This window comes from Mucilaginibacter sp. BGA-UO-ETr-C110, assembly GCF_059567985.1.
On record NZ_JCAQPB010000002.1, the window covers coordinates 710,262 to 733,306 of the forward strand.

The 23,045-nt window shown below is 42.0% G+C and carries 19 protein-coding genes; 11 read left to right on the forward strand and 8 right to left on the reverse strand.

The annotated features are described in order from the left end of the window. Positions 1-91: 91 nt before the first annotated feature. The 3 genes from AC57BQ_RS04465 to AC57BQ_RS04475 are packed head-to-tail and all read left to right on the forward strand — an operon-like array spanning position 92 to position 1,347. On the forward strand, positions 92-472 hold the full coding sequence (locus AC57BQ_RS04465) for a MauE/DoxX family redox-associated membrane protein (protein ID WP_496405118.1): 381 nt from the start codon (positions 92-94) through the stop codon (positions 470-472). A 54-nt stretch (positions 473-526) separates the two neighbouring features. Continuing rightward, positions 527-844, forward strand: coding sequence for an ArsR/SmtB family transcription factor (locus AC57BQ_RS04470; protein WP_496409457.1), 318 nt, complete (start codon positions 527-529; stop codon positions 842-844). Further along, on the forward strand, positions 844-1,347 hold the full coding sequence (locus tag AC57BQ_RS04475) for an SRPBCC family protein (RefSeq protein ID WP_496405119.1): 504 nt from the start codon (positions 844-846) through the stop codon (positions 1,345-1,347). Before AC57BQ_RS04470 ends, AC57BQ_RS04475 begins: the two co-directional genes overlap by 1 nt. 87 nt (positions 1,348-1,434) lie before the next feature. On the opposite strand, the gene AC57BQ_RS04480 is transcribed toward AC57BQ_RS04475, so the two are convergent. Together AC57BQ_RS04480 and AC57BQ_RS04485 are read right to left on the reverse strand one after the other, a co-directional pair. Further along, a complete protein-coding gene (locus AC57BQ_RS04480; RefSeq protein ID WP_496405120.1) occupies positions 1,435-2,487 on the reverse strand; it encodes a glycosyltransferase family 61 protein in 1,053 nt (350 codons plus the stop codon). 145 nt (positions 2,488-2,632) lie between these two features. Continuing rightward, complete coding sequence (locus tag AC57BQ_RS04485) at positions 2,633-3,727, reverse strand: MBL fold metallo-hydrolase (RefSeq protein WP_496405121.1); 1,095 nt, start codon at positions 3,725-3,727, stop codon at positions 2,633-2,635. Positions 3,728-3,985: 258 nt separating this feature from the next. On the opposite strand from AC57BQ_RS04485, the gene AC57BQ_RS04490 reads away from it, so the two are divergent. Next, positions 3,986-4,936 carry a pentapeptide repeat-containing protein gene (locus tag AC57BQ_RS04490; RefSeq protein ID WP_496405122.1) on the forward strand — a complete coding sequence of 317 codons (951 nt, stop codon included), beginning with the start codon at positions 3,986-3,988 and terminating at the stop codon, positions 4,934-4,936. A gap of 300 nt (positions 4,937-5,236) precedes the next feature. Here the strand turns inward: AC57BQ_RS04490 and AC57BQ_RS04495 are convergent, their stop codons facing one another. Then, positions 5,237-7,648 (reverse strand): TonB-dependent siderophore receptor, encoded by a 2,412-nt coding sequence (locus AC57BQ_RS04495; RefSeq protein WP_496405123.1) that lies wholly within the window; start codon positions 7,646-7,648, stop codon positions 5,237-5,239. 430 nt (positions 7,649-8,078) lie between these two features. On the opposite strand from AC57BQ_RS04495, the gene AC57BQ_RS04500 reads away from it, so the two are divergent. Next, positions 8,079-8,720 carry a hypothetical protein gene (locus AC57BQ_RS04500; RefSeq protein WP_496405124.1) on the forward strand — a complete coding sequence of 214 codons (642 nt, stop codon included), beginning with the start codon at positions 8,079-8,081 and terminating at the stop codon, positions 8,718-8,720. 191 nt (positions 8,721-8,911) lie between these two features. On the opposite strand, the gene AC57BQ_RS04505 is transcribed toward AC57BQ_RS04500, so the two are convergent. Beyond that, positions 8,912-9,421 (reverse strand): hypothetical protein, encoded by a 510-nt coding sequence (locus tag AC57BQ_RS04505; protein ID WP_496405125.1) that lies wholly within the window; start codon positions 9,419-9,421, stop codon positions 8,912-8,914. A gap of 388 nt (positions 9,422-9,809) precedes the next feature. Next, positions 9,810-11,051 carry a hypothetical protein gene (locus tag AC57BQ_RS04510; protein ID WP_496405126.1) on the reverse strand — a complete coding sequence of 414 codons (1,242 nt, stop codon included), beginning with the start codon at positions 11,049-11,051 and terminating at the stop codon, positions 9,810-9,812. Positions 11,052-11,221: 170 nt separating this feature from the next. Between AC57BQ_RS04510 and AC57BQ_RS04515 the strand changes: the two genes are divergently transcribed. The 3 genes from AC57BQ_RS04515 (at position 11,222) to AC57BQ_RS04525 (ending at position 14,832) form a co-directional block, all read left to right on the forward strand. Next, entirely contained in the window at positions 11,222-11,680 is a 459-nt protein-coding gene (locus AC57BQ_RS04515; RefSeq protein WP_496405127.1) for a hypothetical protein, read from the forward strand. 309 nt (positions 11,681-11,989) lie between these two features. Then, complete coding sequence (locus AC57BQ_RS04520; protein WP_496405128.1) at positions 11,990-13,558, forward strand: hypothetical protein; 1,569 nt, start codon at positions 11,990-11,992, stop codon at positions 13,556-13,558. Next, positions 13,540-14,832, forward strand: coding sequence for a C1 family peptidase (locus tag AC57BQ_RS04525; protein ID WP_496405129.1), 1,293 nt, complete (start codon positions 13,540-13,542; stop codon positions 14,830-14,832). The genes AC57BQ_RS04520 and AC57BQ_RS04525 overlap by 19 nt, the downstream gene beginning before the upstream one ends. Before the next feature lie 146 nt (positions 14,833-14,978). On the opposite strand, the gene lysS is transcribed toward AC57BQ_RS04525, so the two are convergent. After that, on the reverse strand, positions 14,979-16,700 hold the full coding sequence (gene lysS, locus AC57BQ_RS04530) for a lysine--tRNA ligase (RefSeq protein ID WP_496405130.1): 1,722 nt from the start codon (positions 16,698-16,700) through the stop codon (positions 14,979-14,981). Between the two features lie 692 nt (positions 16,701-17,392). Between lysS and AC57BQ_RS04535 the strand changes: the two genes are divergently transcribed. After that, entirely contained in the window at positions 17,393-18,292 is a 900-nt protein-coding gene (locus tag AC57BQ_RS04535; RefSeq protein WP_496405131.1) for an SMP-30/gluconolactonase/LRE family protein, read from the forward strand. Here AC57BQ_RS04535 and AC57BQ_RS04540 read toward each other — a convergent pair. Together AC57BQ_RS04540 and AC57BQ_RS04545 are read right to left on the reverse strand one after the other, a co-directional pair. Beyond that, positions 18,289-18,612 carry a hypothetical protein gene (locus AC57BQ_RS04540; RefSeq protein ID WP_496405132.1) on the reverse strand — a complete coding sequence of 108 codons (324 nt, stop codon included), beginning with the start codon at positions 18,610-18,612 and terminating at the stop codon, positions 18,289-18,291. The genes AC57BQ_RS04535 and AC57BQ_RS04540 overlap by 4 nt on opposite strands. Before the next feature lie 581 nt (positions 18,613-19,193). Further along, a complete protein-coding gene (locus tag AC57BQ_RS04545; protein WP_496405133.1) occupies positions 19,194-19,586 on the reverse strand; it encodes a hypothetical protein in 393 nt (130 codons plus the stop codon). 179 nt (positions 19,587-19,765) lie between these two features. Here AC57BQ_RS04545 and AC57BQ_RS04550 point away from each other — a divergent pair, with 179 nt between their 5' ends. Next, entirely contained in the window at positions 19,766-21,745 is a 1,980-nt protein-coding gene (locus AC57BQ_RS04550; protein ID WP_496405134.1) for a DUF1800 domain-containing protein, read from the forward strand. Between the two features lie 18 nt (positions 21,746-21,763). Then, entirely contained in the window at positions 21,764-23,035 is a 1,272-nt protein-coding gene (locus AC57BQ_RS04555) for a DUF1501 domain-containing protein (RefSeq protein ID WP_496405135.1), read from the forward strand. The last annotated feature ends 10 nt before the right edge of the window (positions 23,036-23,045 follow it).

Here is a 23,045-nt window from a genome sequence, read left to right on the forward strand (position 1 = left end):
AGGGGAGGAAACTTTTTTTAATAAAATTTGCGAAACCAGTCAGTTGCGCATATATTTGCAACCAGTTGGTTTCTTATTTAAATAAATAATTATGAAAAGTAAAATTCTCTTTGTTTTATGTCTATTGACCAGTTTGATGTTTATTAATGCGGGCCTGGATAAATTTTTTCACTATATGCCCATGCCAAAGGAAATGCCGGAGAAAATGGTAAAGACCGGAAAGGCATTTATGGAAATTGGCTGGCTTATGCCCCTGGTTGGTGCGGTGGAAATCCTTGGTGGTTTGTTGTTGATAGTCCCCAGAACGAGGGCGTTAGGTGCTGTTGTTATTGTGCCTGTTTTAACGGGTATTCTACTGGCCAACATCAGTATGGCTCCGTCTGGTTTGCCTATTGTATTTGCTTTGATCGCCATTATTGTTTGGGTAATTATTGACAACCGGGAAAAGTACCTGCCCATGATCAGGAAATAGATTTAGTTACAGGGCTTGATTGTCATAATGCAAGCCGGTATAAAAAACACTTTAATGAGACGAGATATTTTTCAAGCCATAGCCGACCCGACACGGAGAGCGATCATTGCTTTAATTGCCATACAAGCAATGACACCTAATGGTATCGCCGAGCATTTTGATACCTCACGGCAGGCAATTTCAAAACATCTAAGGGTTTTAACTGAATGCGAACTGGTGAAACAAGCGCACCAGGGCCGGGAAATTTATTATCAATTGGAGATTGACAAAATGAAAGAGGTGGACAAATGGCTGGAACAATTCCGGCAGATTTGGGAAACCCGCTTTCAACAACTTGATGAACTTTTATCAACTATTAAAAATAAAAAATAATGAAACACAATTTGTACTTCGACTTTATTGCAGACAAGATAAAAAATACACTGACAATCAGGCGCGAGTTTTTAGCCGACCGCCAATTGATTTGGGACTGTTATACCAAGAGTGAATTGCTTGACCGTTGGTTTGCCCCCAAACCATTAACCACCAAAACAAAATCAATGGATTTTCGTGAAGGAGGACATTGGCACTATGCAATGGTAGAACCAAACGGTACAGAATACTGGGGTTATACAGAATATGTAAAAATAAAGCCGATTGACTACTATACATCTTTAGATGCTTTCAGTAATGCGGAAGCTGAAATAAATAAAGACCTGCCCCGTGCAGAATGGCTGGTAACTTTTACCGATAAAGAAGAAAACGCTTTGGTAGAAACTATCGTTACCTACAAATCACTTTCAGATTTGGAGCAGGTTATCCAGATGGGCATGGAACAAGGAATGATGGCGACCCTGGAAAAATTGGATGAATTATTATTGATCTTGAAAAAATAACAAGTCGGCTTTTTGCTGACGCACGTCTGACAGCAATTAAAGACTTACGGATAAACTGTGTCAAGCCGGGGCTTGACACAGTTTATTTTACAGATCCTTTTGGTTAGTTTGTTGATCTTTTAATATCTGTTCAACGGTTAACCTCAACTTTTCTAAAGGAATGGTTAAATTACAGCCAGGAGCACCTTCAATAGCGTTGTCTGAATCGGGTTGTCCAAACAGGTAATAATATTTTTGCCCCAACGCCGCCGATAAATGCCAGTAACATTGGTTGTGGTATACTTTATCTCTTCTAAATTCCAATACAGCTGTTTCTTTCGGCATAAAAATGGCGTTAGTTAAGCCCGCACCATGCATAGATATCATTATTGACGTGCTGTTGGCTAATTGTATTTGCTGTTCAATGCTAAAATCTTCAAAATTAACCACTTCAAAATCGTATTCTTTTAATAATGCAACAACCTGATCGTCATTTAATACTTTACGATTAGATGCTTTACTGCGACTAATATAAATTCTGCGGGTGGCATGTGGATTGTTAGATACGAGAATATCGCTTAGTCTGCTTTGCACCTGTTTTATTAACTCATCATGTACTTTGCCGCTTAAAACCACAGAGGTTACGAGTGTGAGATCCGGCGCTTTAACAAATTTACCCCTGCTTATCCATTCAATACCGCGGGGTTTTAAATTAAGGAGATCTAACAGTTTAATACCCACATTTTTGATGTAAGGTTCATCAGGTAGCAATAAGGTATAATTTTGTAATTCGGCAGCTAACAGGGTTAGTCTGGGTAAATAATCATTTATCCAGTGGTAATGGTTATTACTCCACTCATCAAAAGCTAATAAGTATTTTTCATTATAGGCAAGCTTCCTTTTGGGTTTTAGAAATACTTTTTTAAGGAATCTGAACCAACCACGATTTCTAAATACCGATGGTGCTACCAATGATGCCTCAACTAATTTATAAGCAGAAGTATATAAATTACCAGAGAAATTTACATAACAGTTTTTAAAAGTTAATAGTTCTACATTATGGGTATCATAAGAAAACTCAGATTTGCAAAAATCCAATTCTCCTGTGCGGTAGTTTTCAGGAAGTTTTCTGTTGATAAGCTGTGATGGATATAAAAGCATGCCGGGCCAGATAGATATAAAAAGGTAGTTGTATATTGTAATTTCTGCGCCAAATTACGTAATAATCTCATAGATGTGTCTCTATAAAAAGATCATCCTGATCGCTCCAGACTTAATCTACTGGTTAGGGTATCAACACAAATAATTATTCAAAATCCCACCATACTAATTTCCTGGGCGGATCACCCAAAGTATAAGGCTCCCCGATACGCGGAACGTTTACAGGGATGCCCAGCTTTTCAGCGGCGGGCAGGAGGCTTTTTATAGGTTCGTTCCAGGGATGATCAGCTTCTACAAACTTGGCCCAGTGGATGGGCTGTAACAAACGGGCATGCAGGTCGACGGCAGCCTGGGCAGCTTGCCCAAGCCACAGATGTGTCCATGGCCAGTTTGGACTGTATTGCCCGCATTCCAGCAGCGCCAGGTCAAATGGTCCATATTGCTGGCCTATTTGTTTAAAGTGTGGTCCATAACCACTATCGCCACTGTAAAACAGCCGGTAACTACCTGCTTGTATTACATAAGATGCCCAAAGTGTTTTATTTTCTTTGCTATACGAACGATTGCTGCGGTGCTGCGCCTGCGTAGCGGTGATCCGGAGACCGCCAGGCAGGATGGCCGATTGGTTCCAATTCAGTTCGATGATCTTTTTAGGGTCAAACCCCCAATACACCAGATCTGAACCGACACCCAGCGGCACTACCGCTAATTTAATATGGTCTTTCAGTTTTTTTAGGGTGCGATAATCCAGGTGATCATAGTGATCGTGCGAAATGATCAGCACATCAATCGGCGGCATATCCTCTGCGTGATAATGCTTAGTGCCCGGAAAAGCAGTAACCAACCCAGGCACCGGCCCGGCATGGTTGCTAAAAATAGGATCGATGAGTATATTACCCTGCCCCGTTTTGATCAGCAAAGACGAATGCCCGAACCAAACGATGGTAGGTGCAGGGGCAGTCAGCGTCTTTAAATCAGTTTTAACCCATGGTAGTGCGTGAGAAGGTCTGATGGTTTCAGGGCGTCTGTGTAGCATCATACGTAGCCGGCTGCGCTTGACGGTAGAGTCGGAACGTTCAGCCAAATTTTCGAAACTGCCATTTTTGTAATTAGGTAAAGTATCCAACCGGGCAAGCTCTTCGCCCTTAGGATCCTTCCCCAGTGACCTTACTATACCACAGCCAACTGCCTCTATCAGCAACAACACAGCCAGTCCCATCCTCAAACACCAGTATTTCATACCCTACAAATAACGGTTAAGGTTCACTTATTGTTTTATTTCATCAATGACGCAATTGGTAACACGCTTGCGGTAGATGAAAACACTAACCAGAAGCTGAATATATTACATTTCATTTTTACAATAAGCCGCGATATATATTACTAGCTGTTGATAACAACTATAAGTAGCACAAATACAACTATAAGTATTTGTATTTTTTTGATTCTGGAAATGTAGCCAAATACCTTTGCAGTGTCGAATTAAATTAATCATACTATGTTAAATACTAAAATGATCGGTAATAGAATTACCGAAGCACGAAAGAAAAAAAATATATCTCAAGCGCAATTGGCTCAATTTCTGTTTATCAGTCCGCAAGCAGTTGGAAAATGGGAGCGGGGAGAATCAAGTCCTGATATCATTACTTTTAACCGGCTCTCGGAAATTCTGGATGTTGACCTGAACTATTTTTCAGAAAACTTCCAATTCCCGGATGAGGAAACAGCTTCTAAGATGCTTACTAACAATACCAGCGACAGTGAACAAACGACGCCGGAGGTTGCTAACCTTTCCCGCGCCGAGGAGCGCCAGGTGCCGATAGACCTCACTGCTGTCGATCTGCAAGAGAGCGATTTCGCGGGCGTTGTTTTACACAAAGGGAAATTCAAAGCGAGCCCGTTGCGCGGAGCCAACTTTGCTGGCGCCGACTTGACCGGTAGCTTGTTTGAGGTCAGCCAAGCGCATGAAGCCAATTTTGACTGTGCAAATCTTACAGACTGTACCTTTTCCATCACTGACCTTGCAGATGCGAGCTTCTGCAAATCAGTCCTTGTAGGTACCGACTTCAACAAGTCATCGCTGGCCGGAACAAAATTTACGGATGTAAAACTGACCGACGTGAAGTTAACCATGATCGATCTCAGACAAACAATCTTTGAGAACTGCATTTTTAATGGTGTGGATTTCAAATATTCAGACCTGCGGGGAATGCGTTTTGAGGGGCATACCTTCATTGGGGTCCAGTTTGACAAGTCTGCACTGAACGATGTTTCGTTTACAGGAGCGACACTCAGGAACGTATCATTCCGTCTGCCTTTTTCCGTGACAAACAAATCGTATCGTGCCTTCAAAACCGTCTGTTTTGACGGCGCCATGATGGATAAGCTAACCTATGCGGGGCTTAAAGGTCTATGGGTTGTCGACTTGTCAAAAGTTATAGTTATATAAAGGGGAAAGTATGTGCAAAACAAGGCAATCTAGATGAAAGGATCGCAAAAGCCCCCCCCCATGCTGCAAGCGCCCCGTTTGTGGTATTTATAACCACGATGGAAATTTAATAATTACGGAGCATAGGTAGTGCCAGGTGGCACATGTATCGCATATGATCAAGAATGTTTAATGAAAGCCTACGGGCCAGTAAGGGGTAATGTTTAGACTTACACACTATTGTCAGAAAATACAAAAGCCAGACCTCGTGTGGCTGGCTTTTTGTATTAGCTAAGTTTTCCTTACTATTGAAGGTATACTTTATATTTTAACTGCCAGGTTTGCGCTAAATCTGCGTGGCATCATCTGGTTTACATAACTTCCCCAATAAACTTTGTTGGTTAAATTATCTAACTTAAAACTCAAACGGAAGGTTTTGTTTTCATAGCTTGTTACCGCATTTAAAACAGTATAGGCTGGTATATAAAATTCTCCGGTGCTACGCGACTGGCTAATGTAGTTCTTGCTATTATAATTACCTCCAATACCCAATGACAGCCCTTTTAAAGTTTTCCCCTGGAAGGCGTAATTAAACCATAAGTTAGCCGTTTCGGCCGGGCCAGTCCACTGCCTTAATCCATCAATATCCGGATCTGTATTGATGGTATATGCGTTATTATGCGAATAGCCGGCAACTACGTTGAGCCCTTTTGCAAAGTTAGCGATCAGCTCTGCTTCAAATCCTTTACTGGCTTGTCCGCCATCCTGAACGCTGAAACCAACCCGGTTAGGATCAAGGCGGATCACATCTTTCACTTTTATATCGTAATAACTAAATGTTGAATTCAACATACCATCAAGCAGATCAATTTTAAAACCCAATTCCCATTGATTGGCGTTGCTGGGTTTAAAAGTGGTCCTTTCGCCGTCAGGCTGTATCACAGGGCCATTATTTGAAAAGCCGTTCATGTAATTACCAAATAAAGAAACCTTTTCGGGGATAACCTGGTAAACAAGTCCCAATTTTGGAGATAAATTGGTTTGATTATATTTTCCTGTGGTTGTATCAGCAGTAACATTGTATGATCCGCCTGAACTAAAATGATCAAGCCGAAGGCTCACCATAGCCATAAAATTATCCGTAATATTAAACACATCAGAAAAATAAGCGCCGTAAACGCTTTGTGAGGATATATTTCTGATCGGACTTAGTTTAGCAAGCGCCACATCAACACTTTGTTTACTGATGTTGGTATACTCCGGATCTTTTCCGGTCAGTTTTACCTTATCATACGGGTAGGCAATTAAAAAATTCTCATTAGCACGATTGGTATAATAATCGAGCCCGATAACCAGTCTGTTGCGGTGGTTGCCGATCTTGAAATCACCGGTAAAGTTTTGTTGCGCTTCAATGGCATTATAATTTGAATTGCTGTACCGGATATTTCTATTTACTGAATCGCCATGAATTTCATTCCATACCCGGTACCCATCACTTGAACTTTTGGTTTGAGATAAAATAGTTTGTGATTTCCATTTGTCTGAAAGTTTATAATTCACCTCGGCGATCAAACTTACCGAAGGTTTTGATTCGGTAAGATCATTTCCCTGATAATACCGCTTCCAGTTTAAGTCCAAACTTTCGGTATTGGTTTTGGTAAACGAGTTTTCGGGAAACAGACGATGAAAGTCATTTGACTTTTGCTGATAAATTTCTGCATCTAACGAGATTGATAAACGATCATTTACGTTATAAAGCAGCGATGGCGCTATAAATAGCCTCCTGGTAAAACCAGCATCCATATAGTTACCTTCGTCATGGTAAGCGATGTTGGTACGCAGCAATAAGCCTCTTTCTTTATTTAGCGGGGTATTGATATCGGCAGTAATTCTATTTAGATCGTAACCGCCTATGGTATAGGTAACCTCTCCTTTAAATGTGTCGAATGGTTTTTTGGTAACCCGGTTAATTAAACCACCAAATGAAGTTAAACTATTGCCAAACAGCGTTGCCGATGGGCCTTTTAATACCTCAATACGTTCGATATTGGCTACATCCAGGCTATTGTCTTTATTATCCTGAACGCCGTTTCTCAATAAACTTTGGTTTGAAAAGCCCCTCATGTAAAATGAATTGCTCCCATTAACCAGGCCCTGACTAACGCCGGTAACGTTTTTTAAAACATCGTTATAACTCACAATAACCTGGTCCTGCAGAAGGTCTTTGGGTACCACATTATAAACCTGCGGATTTTCCAGGTTTTTGAGGGGTAGCTTTGCCACGCCATCAGTCTCTTTTTTGGCGAACTTATTATAGCCTGAGGTGATCACTACTTCCTGTAAAGCCTGGTTGTCTTCGCTCAGTACAAAATCGGCTGTAATCGTTTCGTTGGCTTTAACTGTTACCTGCCTGTTTTGCGAAACAAGGCCAATGTGCTTTACCGTTAAAGTATAAGTGCCTGCTGGGATGTTGGTAAGTATATAATTACCACTCTCGTTTGTTTTGGTTGCTTTAACACCTGTTAACGTAACACTAACTAGTGGCGTTGTATTGCCATTGGCCAGGGTGATTGTGCCCTTAACAGTACCGTTTTGTTGTTGCGCTGAAGCTGATAATGAAAAAGATAAGTAAAGTAATAGCACGGTTGTAGCTTTATACACCCGGCGCGGTATATGTAATAGGGTAAAACTTTTAGGCGTAAAAGTGCATCTGCATAGTAAAAAGGATTTCATAGTTTTGTTAAAATGATTAATTGATTAAAAGGATCGGTTAATGTTACCCGGTGTAAAGTTTGGCGACCAAGCACCGGGTTTTTTGTTTTATCAGGAAGCAGGATCAGGGCGGGGCTTTATACATGAGCTTTGCGGGATTAGGGGTGGATGCGTCGCAAAGAAAAGTCTTATTTAGAATAAATCCAAATAAAAATAATATAAAGTACTTATTGATCTTTGTTGCTGTAAGCGTCCCGCTTGTAGTATTTATAAGCTTATGGAATATAACTATTATGCAGCGTGGTAAACGCAAGCGGGATGCTTGCGGTGGTGGGCGTTGTAACATGGCACACAATCGCAAGAACAGAACAAATTAAAAAATATAGAACAGAGTAACAATATAATGCAGATTTAGTCACATTGGCGGTTTACAAACCGATACCTTAGGCAAATGATCAAGAAATATTCAGTTTTAATAGGAGTAGTAATCTCGCTGATTTTAATAGCCATAGCGATTTTAATTTACCCGGGCGGTACCATGTTCGATGAAACTTCTATAGGCTTTAGCTGGACAAAAAATTTCATGAGCAACCTGTTTGGAACAAGAGCGTTGAATGGCGATGAAAACCCTTCCAGAATTTGGGCATACTTAGGAATGATTTTCCTCCCAGTTACTTATGCCATATTTTTCATCAATATGTCAAAAAAGATACCTGATAAAAATGCTGCCAGTATTATAAAGTATGCAGGTGTAGCTAATGTAGTGTTTACGTTTTTAACCGTAACACGTTGGCACGACACCATGTTAATCATATCAACCGCTTTGTTTTGGACATGTTTGGTTATTATCACGGTTTTTATCCTGAAGACACGACATCATTTATTTAAATTCTTTTGCATAATTATTCTTTTGGTTTTTTATTACAGTGTTTACCTATGGGGCATAAGTGATTGGAGTTTATTACCAATCATGCAAAAAGTAAACTTTGTCAGCTCAACCTTATTGATTTTAGGACTTGAATATTTTACCAAACAGGAAGATTTTGCTCATATTAAACCAAGAAAACATAAAGAATTAGCAACGAATCGCTGACAAAGGTTTTGCAGTAGCGGGGAGCTTAATTAAAAAGCACACGCGGTACGCGTGTGCGAGCGAAGGGGGGCCTCATTGTCTTATCACTTTCAAGCGCGTGTTCATAAAACCCGATATATCTTTCAAGAGCCTCCTTCTACTTTTCCTGTTTGACCACATCTCTGGTATCAGCATCACGAGGCCACTAATCCTCAGCAATGGTTATTTTTGCTGAAATCACGTTTAAAAAGTATCTTGTTATTTCGCTCAATATAGTCGCCCGATATAATCAAATATGGATGATTAGGCGAATACCCTGCGCTGCGGCTTCTTACAATTATTTTGTCGTTAACTTTCAGGCTATTTAACTGCTGAAAATCCTTAGGAATAAATTGCATCATGTATTCTTCGCCATTAATCCTGACTATAAGCCATTTTGGTCCTGATGATTTCGCGTTTGCGCGCTGAAAAGTAAGAGAGGTTACCACGGCCTCCATATTGGCAAAAGCTTTTATATACTTCCTTATTTTATCAGCACTGGCGTGCACCTTTTTACCTTCAGGAGAAACCTCCCATTCTTTGTACTTTATACCGTCAGGAGAAGCCTCCCATTTTTTCCTGTCATCCGCCATGCGGGCTTTCCTGTCAGCAATGGACAACGGCTTTGGGGATCGCTTAGTTTCATTTTTAACTTCACGATTAGCAAATACTAGTCCGCTCACCACAACCAGCGGTAAGATCAGCGCATAGATGAGAATTTTTTATTTTTCATATCCTTTCAAATTGATTCAGCGAATCTACTTTGATATTTTTCGGGTCGAGTGGTTTGGATTGTAAATAAAAATGTAAATTTTGTAAATAAATTATAAAATAGTAGCGGAATCGTCAGTCCCGGACGGATCCGGAATGAAAATCAGGCGTCCCCACGCTGCCGCAAGCGTCCCGCTTGTGGCATTTATAAACATGATGGAAATATAACAGTTGCTCAGCATGATAACCACAAGCGGGACGCTTGCGGTAGCAGCGGTTTGTATAATTGTTAATCTTTACTGATGCCGGGCTTTTAAATGCACTTATCAATCATGAGATCATTAAGTCCAAAGCAGACTTTCAATAAATCTCTTTCCCCTCAATTGTTTTCATATTCAAGGAATCTACTTCGCAAAGTCCGTTTGACATAAAACCGATGCCGGTTATCAAACCGCACGAGTGGTGATAACTCGCGGAAAATATTTTTGCGCCGTTAATGCTGATTGTGACGTATTTGTTTTTGACTCTAAACTCCACATTTTGCCAGGCCCGTACGTCGCTTCCTAGAGCTGAGAGATCACTGGTTTTTCCGTTTAGGGCGTTTTCTCCAAACTGGCTAATTAATTCGCTGGTGCAGCCCTTTAAAGTACTCATGAAATACATAGGCTTACGCTGGCAAAAAACCTCGCTCATCAAAAAAGGGCAGGGTTCGTTTTTCAATTCATCAACCTTTATCCGGAACCTGAGTACGAAATTATCACTGCTGCTTTCAATGTGGGAAGGGAAATAGACATTGAAAAATAAAGTTTCCTTTTGAGTATCGATCTTGCTTTTTGCCAGATCGTTTTTCGTTAGTTTTAAAGAGCGCCCCTTTACCCCATCTGCCGCAATATATTTGGGCAGGCCCTTGGCAAAGCCTTCTTTCGCGTAAAATATCCACCGGTCGGTGGGGATGCTAACATCAACGGTTTTAATTGTTTTATCATTTGCGATCAATTTGGCAGTATGATAGCCTGGTTCATAATAAACGTCAGTAAGTGTATAGTTGTGTTTGAATACCTTTACACGCCGGTTTTTGTCCCATGATTGCTGGATAAAAAAGCTGTCGGCTGCCACTGAATCAACATTATAGCTGAAGACAACCGTATTCGGAATATCATTACCTGTAACCTTCCTGGCGGAGAACCTGGCCTTGTCGGCAGCGGTCAAGCTGGCTTTCCCGGCTGTCATCATCACGGCAAGATATACGGTAACTAACAATATAGGGGCAGCCCATAAAAACTTCCGGCTATTAAAAGCTTTGGCCCCGCCAGGCGAAGGAGCGCCGGACTTTTCTTTGTTTGCCTTTCCATTTTGATTTACTTCCAGGTTTTTACTGATCTTAAACTGCTGCCAGTTTTGATACCCCGACGTCACAGCTATCGCGTCCAGCGTCGCAATTTGCGGCAAGCGCGAAAACTGACCGTTCAATAACCGTTTAATGGTCGATAAACTAATAATTACACCAGTTTGGGATTCAATCCGATCACATAAAAACATCAGGTTGCGTTGGACCAGATTTTTTGAATCAGCGAATCCGGCATTTTTGCAAAGCTCGGTCATACAAATACTCACTAACCGATGTTCACCGGGCTCTTTTGCCTGCGTTTTGAACTTTATTGAATGGCTTTTGAACATGAATTTGAAATTACCCCGGCTAAGTTTGTCAAGGAAAATAACGCTATAACGACCAAATCAAATATATTAATCTTAAAACTTAAAAACTATCGATAATGAGCAAGTTCTTCAAAACCGTACTTTTAACAGGTCTATTCGTGGGCACCACCGATATTCTTTCGGCATTCATCTCTATTGAAATAAAAAACGGGAAATTTCCCGAACAAATGTTCAATTACATTGCGGGCGGAGCGCTGGGCTTGCCCGCCGCTTTGAATGGGGGCACGCCAGCAGCGTTCCTGGGCTTGTTTTTCCACTATTTTATCGCTTTATCGTTTACGCTCTTTTTCTTCCTGATATTTCCCAAACTGAAGTTTTTGACCTTCAATAAATACTTGGTTGGGATGCTTTATGCTGTTTTTGTAAGCCAGGCGATGGCGCTAATTTTAAAGCTTACCCCACTTCCCTCAGGCCGGTTCGGCCTTGCCGGCGTATTTATAGGTTGGATCACACTTGGTATTGTATTTGGTATTCCCATTGCGTATAATGCCTACAAATATTACGAGGTTGATTAAATACCCCGCCAGTTCAAGCGTCTGCGCTTGAACTTTTGATAGGTGAGCGTCGACGCTCACCGTTTTTTGCTTAAGCGTGGACGCTTAAACAGGCGAAGTTTTAAAACTTCGTAAGTCTTACTTGGCGCAAGTCTTGCCTCCGCTCCCGCAAGCGTCCCGCTTGTGGTATTTATAAGCTTATGAAATATAACAATTACTTAGCATGATAACCACAAGCGGGACGCTTGCGGCAGCGTGGGGGAAAATATTAAAAATATTATATTACTTTGATTTAAGTTGCTTATATTTAGTTACTTAAACCAAATCACAATGAAACAACTAATTTGTCCGGCAGGGCTTCTTGCCATTCTTTTAACATTTGCGGCGTGTAAAAGCCAACACCCTCTTGTAGCTGGCAATCCTGCAACTCAACCTAATGTAAATCCCGTTAGGCTTGATCTATCAACAGGGCTCAATATCGATTACGGACCGTTAACCAATGGCTACGCCAGATCAAATGACGTGTTTATGGTTGAAGTCACCGGTTATAACCCATTGAAATACCGCATTGGAGCTACTACCACAGGACTTGTCACTTTCCAAAATAGTGCAAGCCCGGTTATTGCCTATACAACCATTACTGCTCCAACGGCCACAACTAACGTGGCGCCTGGTGCAACGCGAGATTCTTCGGCAACGTTGGCAGCAGATGTTACTAAATTAAGAGCTATTATTTTGCGCATTACCGGAGCAACTCCCAAGATCAACAATGACATCAAAACGATCTCGGAATTCCTGAATATTTTGGCAGATTATCAGAATACGATTGATAGGTCATGGAAAAAGATTGAACAATTGACAAGCCTTACCATCCAAACTGAACAAAAGAAAATTTACAACAGGTTAGGAAATCTTATCAACGATTATTTCCCCGAAGGAACGAAGAATCCATACCAGCCGACACTCGGGGCAACCCCCGCTTGCCAGATCGATTATTATATGATCACCGATTTTCCAGTAACAGTTAATAATGATCTGACAAAACGGATAGACGAATATAAACTTGCTTTAAATGACCTTACAGCTTTTGAAACTGCCCATGCAGACGATATAGAAGGTTACGCCAGGCAGGTTGGAATTAGCGATTATGATAGTTTTAAGACGGATTTTAAGAATAGCCTGGCAGCTACTCAAAGTTATCAAATCGATTTTACTACCACTCAACAACCGAAGCTCGCTCCTTTTGCGGCATCGGTCACCGATGTGGCGGCGCTTCAATATTCAACGTTGGTTGGGCCATTTACACTGCAGCAAAATGATGAGATCACCATTAAATTTTCCAAAACTGATTTAATAACTAATGCCGATGCTTTATCAACTTTTCCTGGTATTGTTATCAAACGGAGAGGCGGAGCAAAGATCGATTTTTCGGCAGGACTCTTTTTTTCGGGACTTAACGACAAATCCTATGTAGCTTCTCAAACCACGCGCATTACGCAGGATTCAACCGTTGAGAACGGAACGGTTGTAGTAAAGCCCAATCAATCTACTTTTAGTTCCATTAAGCAACGCAGTGGGGCTAATTTTAGTTATGGACCAATGGCGTTCATGCACTTTCATAGCATGACAACCGGCCCTCTTAACTATGGTGCATTCATAGGAACAGGCTTTATGTTTAAAGACAATGCAAAACCCGTGCTGGCAGTGGGCGCAAATTTCATGATATCGAATTTTCAAAGGGTAGTCTTCGGAGTAGGCGGCGCATGGGGAAGTGTGACCCGGTTGAGCTCCAAATATCAGGAAAACGTACTTTATCGCGAAACGATAACCGACGTGACCACTGAATCGCATTTAGATTTTAAAGGTATGTTTTCTATATCATGGAATTTATCAAAGTAAATGTTATGAAAAAAATAATGTTGCTCATATTCACGTTCGCTTTGATTAGTGTCAAAGCTTTAAACGCCCAAGTTACTCAGGAATCGAAGACCGGACTGCTTAAACCGTCGGAGGATTATCTTAAACGGCTGCCACACGCCGCTGCTGCGTCTGTGCCTGACGATTTCGTTCCGGACCCGAAGGCCGATCTGTCTGACCAGATGCCGCTACCGGGTAACCAGGGAAGCCAGGGCAGTTGTGCGGCGTTTACCGCAGTTTATGATTGCCTGACCTACATCCAGAATCGTAAGAATAATACAAGTGCTACAGTAAACGGAGCAATTGATTCCCTGCGAACCTACAGTCCGAAATATCTTTATAACCTGCTAAAAATGACTGAGGTTGGCATTTCCGACTGCCAGGGTGGCGTGTTGTTATCAAAAATTTTAGATGGATTGAGGGACAAAGGCTCTCCCACACTTCGTGATCTTCCTTACAAAGGCCAGGATGCCATGGATTGCCTTTCACCTATACTTATAGAACAGCTTTCGGCATTGGCAGAGGAAAATAAAATTTTGACGTACGATATTTTAACGTCCTTTAATACAAGGCAATTCCAATATTTACTGACTACATTCAATCCGATAATAATAGGGATGGATTTAGATTCAAACTTTGTAAAAAAAGGCTACACTACGGGTCAGCATGGCGAGCTATTCGTTTATAAATTTGATCCTGGAAAGCCGTACTTAGGCTATCATGCCTTACTCGTTACTGGGTATGAACAATCAACAGGTTGTTTCAAAATCTTAAATAGTTGGGGAAGTAGTTTTGGAACCAACGGCTATTTTTTTATGAAGTATCAGGATCTCATCGGCAGCGTTAAGGAAGCATACATAGCAAAGGCGAATACAACAACAGCCATAGCACCCACAGCACTGGTTAGTAATGAAAGCCGGACTTATAGTTTGGACAACCGGGGACGCTATCAAGGGTATTTTCGATTGGGATTTTTTAAAAAATTTGGGAAATACAATATTGGTGTGAATTATGTAAATAAAATCAAGGGGGAGGTTATTGTTTCTGTACTTACACCATCAAAAAAAACACTTATCGCTAATCTTTTGCTGTTTGAAGATGATACCAAATATTTTTATTACAATAAAGAGAAGATCAACATAACATTTTCAGGCATTGATATTGATGGCGTCAGTTCCTTAAAAAACGATGTTCTATTGACGATAAAGGTCAGTCCTGATTCACCTGACCCGGTAATCAGAAAAATGTTAAATTAATGGGTTTGAACAACCGTTCCGCCAGTTTAAGCGTGGACGGTTAAACTGGCGAAGTTTTTAGTTCCATCCAACAAAAAAAGAGACGCACATCGTGCGTCTCTTCAAAAATTATATCAATCCCAAAATCCTTAAATCAAAGTCCGGAATTATTCAAACCAGGCCATCACCACTTCTTTGGCAGGCATGGTAATGTCCAGTTTTAGTTTTTTGCGCATACCGCCCAGGTCGTTGAAAACCTTGTTGGGGTTGCCGGCTTTGAGTTCTTCAACAGTGTTAAAACCCATTTTATTTAGTACGGGTACCCATTCGGCAGGTACGCCTATGTTTACAAAATCTTCGGCGGTGGCTACTTTCGCTTTTTTCTCGGGGCGCATTTGCGGGAAGAACAATACTTCCTGTATGGTGCTTTGGTTGGTCATCAGCATCACCAAACGGTCGATACCGATACCCAGTCCCGATGTTGGCGGCATACCGTATTCCAGGGCACGTAAAAAGTCGTCGTCCATGGCCATCGCTTCGTCGTCGCCACGACCTGCCAGTATCAATTGCTCCTCTAAGCGCTCACGCTGATCGATAGGATCGTTTAATTCCGAGTAGGCGTTCGCTATCTCCTTGCCATTCACAAACAGCTCAAAACGCTCCACAAGGCCATCCTTGCTGCGGTGCTTTTTGGCCAGTGGGGTCATTTCGATAGGGTAGTCGGTAATATAGGTCGGTTGGATCAGGTTAGCCTCCACTTTGGCGCTGAAGATCTCGTCGATCAGTTTTCCTTTGCCCATGGTCGGGTTAACTTCTATTTTAAGTTCGGCGCAGGTTTGGCGCAAAGCGGCTTCGTCCATAGCCGATACATCGATACCGGTATATTTCAGGATCGAATCATACATCGACAGCTTTTCGTACGGACCTGCAAAGTTAATCTCGTTTTTACCTACCTGTACCACCGGGATGCCATGTACGGCACGAGCTACGGTCTCCAGGCATTCTTCTACCATTTTCATCATCCATATATAGTCTTTATAGGCTACATAGATCTCCATAGCGGTAAATTCCGGGTTGTGGGTACGGTCCATACCCTCGTTACGGAACATTTTACCAAACTCATACACACCGTCGAAACCGGCTACAATCAGGCGTTTTAAGTACAGCTCGTTGGCGATACGCAAAAACAGCGGCATATCCAGCGTGTTATGATGCGTAGCGAACGGCCGTGCCGCCGCGCCGCCATGTACAGGCTGCAGTATAGGGGTTTCCACCTCCATCCAGCCCTGCTCATTAAAATAACCACGCATAGCGCTGATCACTTTAGAGCGATTAATAAAAATGTTTTTGAATTCGGGGTTAACCGTTAAATCCACATAACGCTGGCGGTAACGCAGTTCCGGATCGGTAAAGCCATCATGTATAGTACCGTCATCCTCGCGTTTTACAACCGGCAGGGGTTTAAGCGATTTGGAAAGAACGATCAGTTCACGAACATGGACTGATATTTCGCCGGTCTGGGTTAAAAATACATAACCTTTAACACCAACATAATCGCCAATGTCCAGCAGTTTTTTAAATACGGTATTGTATAAAGTTTTATCCTCATCCGGACAAATATCATCGCGTTTCAGATAGATCTGTACGCGACCGGTTGAATCCTGGATCTCGGCAAATGACGCGCTACCCATGATACGACGGGTCATGATACGACCGGCAATTACTACATTTTGGTAGGCCTCGGGTTTGTCCTTAAAGTTATCGGTAATATCCTGTGCCCAGGCGTTAACATCAAAAGCTTCGGCAGGGTATGGGTTAATACCCAATGCCCTTAATTGTTGTAAAGATTCGCGGCGTATAATTTCCTGTTCGGATAGTGCAATACTCATGCTATAAACGGTATTTTAAATAATTTGCAAAAATAGCGTTTTTAATGAGTTTGGTGGTGAGTTTTTTTATTGAGAATGAAAGGGCGTAGAAATCGACTCACCCGATCTGTGCTTCGCTGGATCACCCTCTCTTCGCCTGCGGCGGAAAGAGGGTTGGGAAACACTAATAAATAGCGTCATTGCGAGGTACGAAGCAATCTCTATGCTTTATAGAGAAAACATACATGGTCGACCTGCATAAGTAGAGATTGCTTCGTACCTCGCAATGACGCGTGAAGAGAAAATCCCCTCTTTCCGCCGCAGGCGAAGAGAGGGATGGCGAGCGCAGCGATGCCAGGGGGAGTCGACATCGCGTGCCGATGGGGTTGCCATTCTCCCTATATTTTCGTATCTTCGTATATACAGCAGCCCGGTTCTCTTTTAACAGAGTACCGGGCTGTTTAGTTTAAGAGAAAACAAGGCCAAAAATCAACTGTTTTGCATGTACTTTATTGTAAATCAATTATTTAATACTTTTTAAAGTTTCAAAAACTGCTCAAAACTGTGTTAAAATTTGTTAAAAAGTGTTAAAATGAGGTTTTTCTAAACGTTTTTGGCCTGTTTTTATGCTGTTTTTGATGAGAAAAGTGTTAAAATTAAAGGTTTAAAAAGTTTTTGAACTCCGTATTTTAACATTTGAAAAACCTAATATAATGATGATGAAAAAAATGGCTCCTATATTTCTTTTTTTGGTAGCCCTGTCGGGTAGGGCGTTTAGTCAGGATGCCCCGGGTTTGTATGATGCCGGTACCAAACCACAACTGGTATCCAAGCAATTTTCCTTTACCGAAGGGCCCGCTGTGGATAAACAGGGCAACATATTTTTTACCGATCAGCCCAATAACAAGATCTGGAAGTATGATACCGATGGTAAGCTGTCGATTTTTCTGGATAGCGCGGGTCGCTCCAACGGGATGTATTTTGATAAAAAGGGCAACCTCATCAGCTGTGCTGATGCTAAGGATGAACTGTGGTCTATCAGCCCAAAAGGTAAAGTTACCGTGTTGCTAAAGGATTATGAAGGGCATCTGTTTAATGGCCCGAACGATGTCTGGATCCACCCCAATGGGGGCATGTACATCACCGATCCCTACTATCAGCGTGATTACTGGGCCCGCAAAAAGCCCGATCTAGATGGTCAAAAGTTGTATTACCTCGCCAAAGGAAAACATAAAGCCGTTATTGTAGATGATAAATTTGTGCGCCCCAACGGTATTGTAGGTACACCTGATGGCAAAACATTATATGTAGCTGATATCGGTGATAGCAAGATCTATAAATATGATATCAACAAAGATGGCTCATTAAGCAACCGTAGCCTGTTTTTTGCCCAGGGATCTGACGGGATGGCTATTGACGAGCGCGGAAACATTTACTTATGCGGTAAAGGCGTGACCATTGTAAACCCTAAAGGAGAAAAAATAGGGCATATTGATATTGATGAACCATGGTCGGCTAATGTATGTTTCGGCGGTAAAAACAAGGATGTTCTGTTCATCACCGCTTCAAAGGCCGTGTACACTATGCAGATGAAGGTGAAGGGCTTTGATTAAGATGCTTGTTGCTGTATAAAACGGGCTACCTGTTGCTGTTCATCAAGGCTAAGCAAGTCGCCGGTATACTTCCATTGTTGATGCATAGGCTCTATAACCATATTGCCCAGGTAATCCGGATTGGCTTCATCGGGTAAGGCAGGTGCACCTTCGGCTATCTCCAGGTCTTCCGTAAATAAGGTCGATTCGTTGTCGATAGCTGTTTTATAGATTTTGTAAGTGCCTGTGTCTGTAAGGTCTGGCCATAGGATGGGCTCAACAATAATATTTCTTGAACTGCCGTCGGGATGCTTTAGAATAAGAGTGGCCGGGTTTTTCATAACAGGTTATTTCCTGATTAATACAGTAGGTTTCACACTTTGTTTGCATGGGTTGTTTTCAAAAATGTATAGAAACAAGAAGCGCCCCTGATGGGCAGGGGCGCGTTCTAACCAATTATAAACCTAAATTATGAGAAGAGTTGCAAGGGAGGAGTCGAACCATCGTTTGCTGCCTGTCAGCTCCTTACAATAACTATGGTACAAATATACAAAGTATGTTTTATATTGCAATAGTTTCAATGATAATATTTATGTGTTAACAATTTGTTAATCATATGATACTTGGAGTATGATATTAATAATCAAATAAGTGTACTTTTTACAGCTAAACGCTGAATATCAATTAGATTTATCATGTAGTGTATGTTAATAATTACCCCTGCATTGATGGAATTTTGTAAATTGAACATGATTTTTGTACCAGGGTTGCAAATTAAATTGCTTTTCGCTGACAAAAAAGGATCAAAAAATCGAAACATTTCTTCACAAAGGGCGTAGGTCGGGACATTTCGGACAGGTAAATAAAAAAGCTGCCCCAAAACAGGAACAGCTTTCTAAATTTTTTATTTGATCGTATTAAATTATTGCTTTGGAGCAGCATCGGCCGCATTGGCAGCTTTTTTCTGATCATGTTTTGCTTTTTTAGCGGCTTTTAAATCGGCAAAAGCTTTTTTCTGGTCGGCGGTTAAAATGGCATACAATTTTTGATCTGTTTGGGCCTGTATCGCTTTATGAGCGGCTTTGTTGGCTTTTTTATTAGTCTTATGCGCTTTTAAACTATCTACGCGTGTAGCCTCGGTTAAAAATAGGGTGTTCACCTGCTTGGTTTGACTGGCAGTAAGTTTTAGTTTCTTTTGCAGGTTTTGAGTTTTGTGCGCTGCCTTTTGCGCAGGCGTTTTAGCGGTTTGTTGCTGGGCATTGGCCAATACGTTTAAGCCGGTTACCAAGGCTATGATTAGAATTATTTTTTTCATTATCTTTTTTATGAATGGTTTGTTAGGTATGACAAACGGAGACTCGTTTAGTTTAACAAATATAAAATGAATCTAATTAACAGAAACTTAACACAAAAAACTCAAATTTATAGTTAAACCAAAGTGTCATATTAAAGTCAAAGCATTTATAATTTATGATCCTGCGCAAATGATCATCTATGAAAAAGACCATAAAGTACCTCTGCTGTATCGCATTGCTGATTTTGGGAACAGTATCGCTTTCCTCGTTTTTTGTTGCACGTAATCATAATTCGCCTTTCAGATGGAAGTTTCCTTACCGGCAACAAGGCTTAACCGAAAGACAGGCTGCTGCACATTTACTAAATCGCTTCACCTATGGAGCCACTCCCGGCGAAATTGATGAAGTAGTAAAATCGGGCCTGGAAAACTGGTTTAAGCAGCAAATGGATGCCGATCTTCCGGATGATTCTCTTAACCGCCTATTAGCGCCATATGATGCTCTTAAGCTGAGTAATACGCAGGTGGTTACCGAGTTTCCCAAAAATGCGCAGGTATTACGCATGGCCATAAGCGCCGGCGTAGTGAATAAAGACTCTGTGAAAACTGATCAGAAAGCTTACAAAGATGTGCTGCAAAATTATATGCAGCAAAATGGTATGAAACCCGAACAGGAACTTTTCAGGCAGTTTATCAATCAAAAAATATTGCGTGCCGCGTATACCAATAACCAGTTGCAGGAGGTAATGACCAGCTTTTGGTTTAATCATTTTAATGTATCCATCACCAAAAACGATTGCGCGCAGTTTATACCAGCCTATGAGCGCGATGTGATCCGCCCTAATGCATTGGGTAAATTCAATGATATTTTACTGGCTACGGCTAAATCGCCGGCCATGCTGTACTACCTGGATAATTTTACCAGTTCGGCTCCTACCAGTGATGCGCCTGTAGTAAAAAAGCTGATCCGCGCCGCGCAGATACAAAATATGCCCGGTCAGATGGTGGATAGTGGCAGGCGTGCGACCCTGGTGACCAAATTACAAAAAGCAAAAAATACGCAAGGATTAAATGAAAATTATGCCCGTGAGGTAATGGAACTACATACGCTTGGTGTCGACGGTGGATATACACAACAGGATGTAACCCAGGCTGCCAAAGTATTAACCGGTTGGACAATATACCCCATAGGGCAATATGGCAAGCTGGGGAAAAATATTATGGATAAAATAGGTGCCGATCGTTTGGAAAAGCGGGGCTTTGTTCGTGACAGCGACTTTTTATTCAATGCCAACCGCCACGATAAGACGGATAAAGTGGTTTTAGGCAAGCATTTTGGTCCGGATGAAGGATATCAGGAAGGAGTGCAGTTATTGTCCATGCTGGCACATAGTCCGGCTACGGCAAAATTCATCAGTCGCAAAATAGCAGTACGTTTTGTAAGCGATAACCCGCCACAGAGCCTGATCAATAAGATGGCCAAAACATTCCTGGATAAAGATGGCGATATTAAACAGGTATTGATTACCATGGTAAGTGCCCCCGAGTTCTGGAGTCCATCAGCCCTGCGCGAAAAAACAAAATCGCCTTTTGAACTGGCTATAGGCTCTGTGCGCAATCTGCATGCCAACATTGAACAGCCTTATCAGTTATATAACTGGATCAATAAAATGGGCGAGCGAGTGTATTACTACCAGGCCCCAACCGGTTTTCCGGATAAGGGACAATACTGGATCAATACAGGTGCGCTACTTAATCGTATGAATTTCGGCCTTGCTCTGGCTACCGGCCGTATACCAGGTGTAAAGATAGACCTGGCAGCGCTAAACAATCATCACGAACCTGAAAGCGCACAGGCCGCATTAGCTATCTACAGTAAACTGATCATGCCCGAACGTAAACTCGACGAAACCATCAAACGCCTTACGCCACTGCTAACGGACCCTAACCTGGCACAAAGAGTTGATGAAGCAAGCTCTAACAAACTTTATGTAAAAGAAGGGCAACCTGCCAGTATGACTATGACTGCTCCGGAAAAGATGATGGCCGATAATAAATTGGCTGCACAAGGTAAGCGGCCAAATAATGTGATGGCTATGCAAAAAACGGGTGGCAACAACTCCATGCTGGGGCAGGTAGTAGGGGTGATCATCGGTTCACCTGAATATCAACGACGTTAATCTATAAAAACATAGATCATGGTATCAAGAAGAGGATTTTTAAAATCAGGAGGCTTAGCCTTATTGGGCGTAGGTTTAATGGGTGGTATCCCCGGCTTTTTGGCTGAGGCTGCCGCAAGCGAAAAGATCATATCGCCCTATAAAAAACGTAAAACGCTGATCTGTATATTTCAAAGGGGAGCTATGGATGGTCTAATGGCGGTGACACCGTTTACCGATCAGTATTTAAAAGAGGCCCGGCCAACATTGTTTATGTCGGCAGCAAAAACGGGTAATAATAATCCCTTGATTGATCTGGATGGCAAATTTGGTTTGCACCCATCCATGAAATCTTTTGAATCCTTATTCAGGGAAAAACGATTAGGCATAGTACAGGGCATCGGGTCGCCAAATAATACCCGCTCGCATTTTGATGCGCAGGATTATATGGAGTCGGGTACGCCTTTCAATAAAGGTACCTCAAGCGGCTGGCTTAACCGGGCCGTTGGTTTATTAGGTCATGATGCCTTAACACCATTTACCGCTGTGAGCATGACATCGGCTATGCCCCGGTCTTTTTATGGCGATAACCCCTCAGTATCCATCAGCAATCTACAGGATTTTGCCATCCAGATGCGCGGTAACCCCATGGGAGCCAATATGGCCGCTAAAAGCTTTGAAGATCTGTATGATCAAACTTCATCAGGCCTGCTAAAACAAACCGGGAAAGAAAGCTTTGAGGCGGTTAAAATGCTGCAAAAAACAAATATTAAAAACTATACACCAGCCAATTACGCGGTATATCCAAATTCGGCCCTGGGGAATTCATTAAAGCAAATTGCCCAGCTAGTTAAAATGGATGTGGGTTTGGAAGTAGCCTTTGCCGAATCAAACGGGTGGGATACACACTTTAACCAGGGGACAGAAAACGGCATATTTGCCCGTAATGTGGCAGATCTTAGCGACAGCATCAGCGCCTTATGGTGTGATTTGGAAGCTTACCAGGATGATGTTACCGTAATGACCATGACTGAATTTGGGCGCACCGTACACCAGAATGGCACCGGAGGTACAGATCATGGCCGGGCATCATGTAACTTTATTTTAGGGAATGACATTAACGGGGGACTGGTGCATGGCAACATGCAACCCCTGGCTATCGAAAACCTAGAAGATGGGCGCGATTTGGCAGTTACCACCGATTTCAGAAGCGTATTCAGCGAAGTGGCAGATAAGCACCTGAACATTAATAATGATCATATCCTGTTCCCGGATTGGAAGGGCGATAGGATAGGAGTAATGAGGGGGTAATATATGCTGA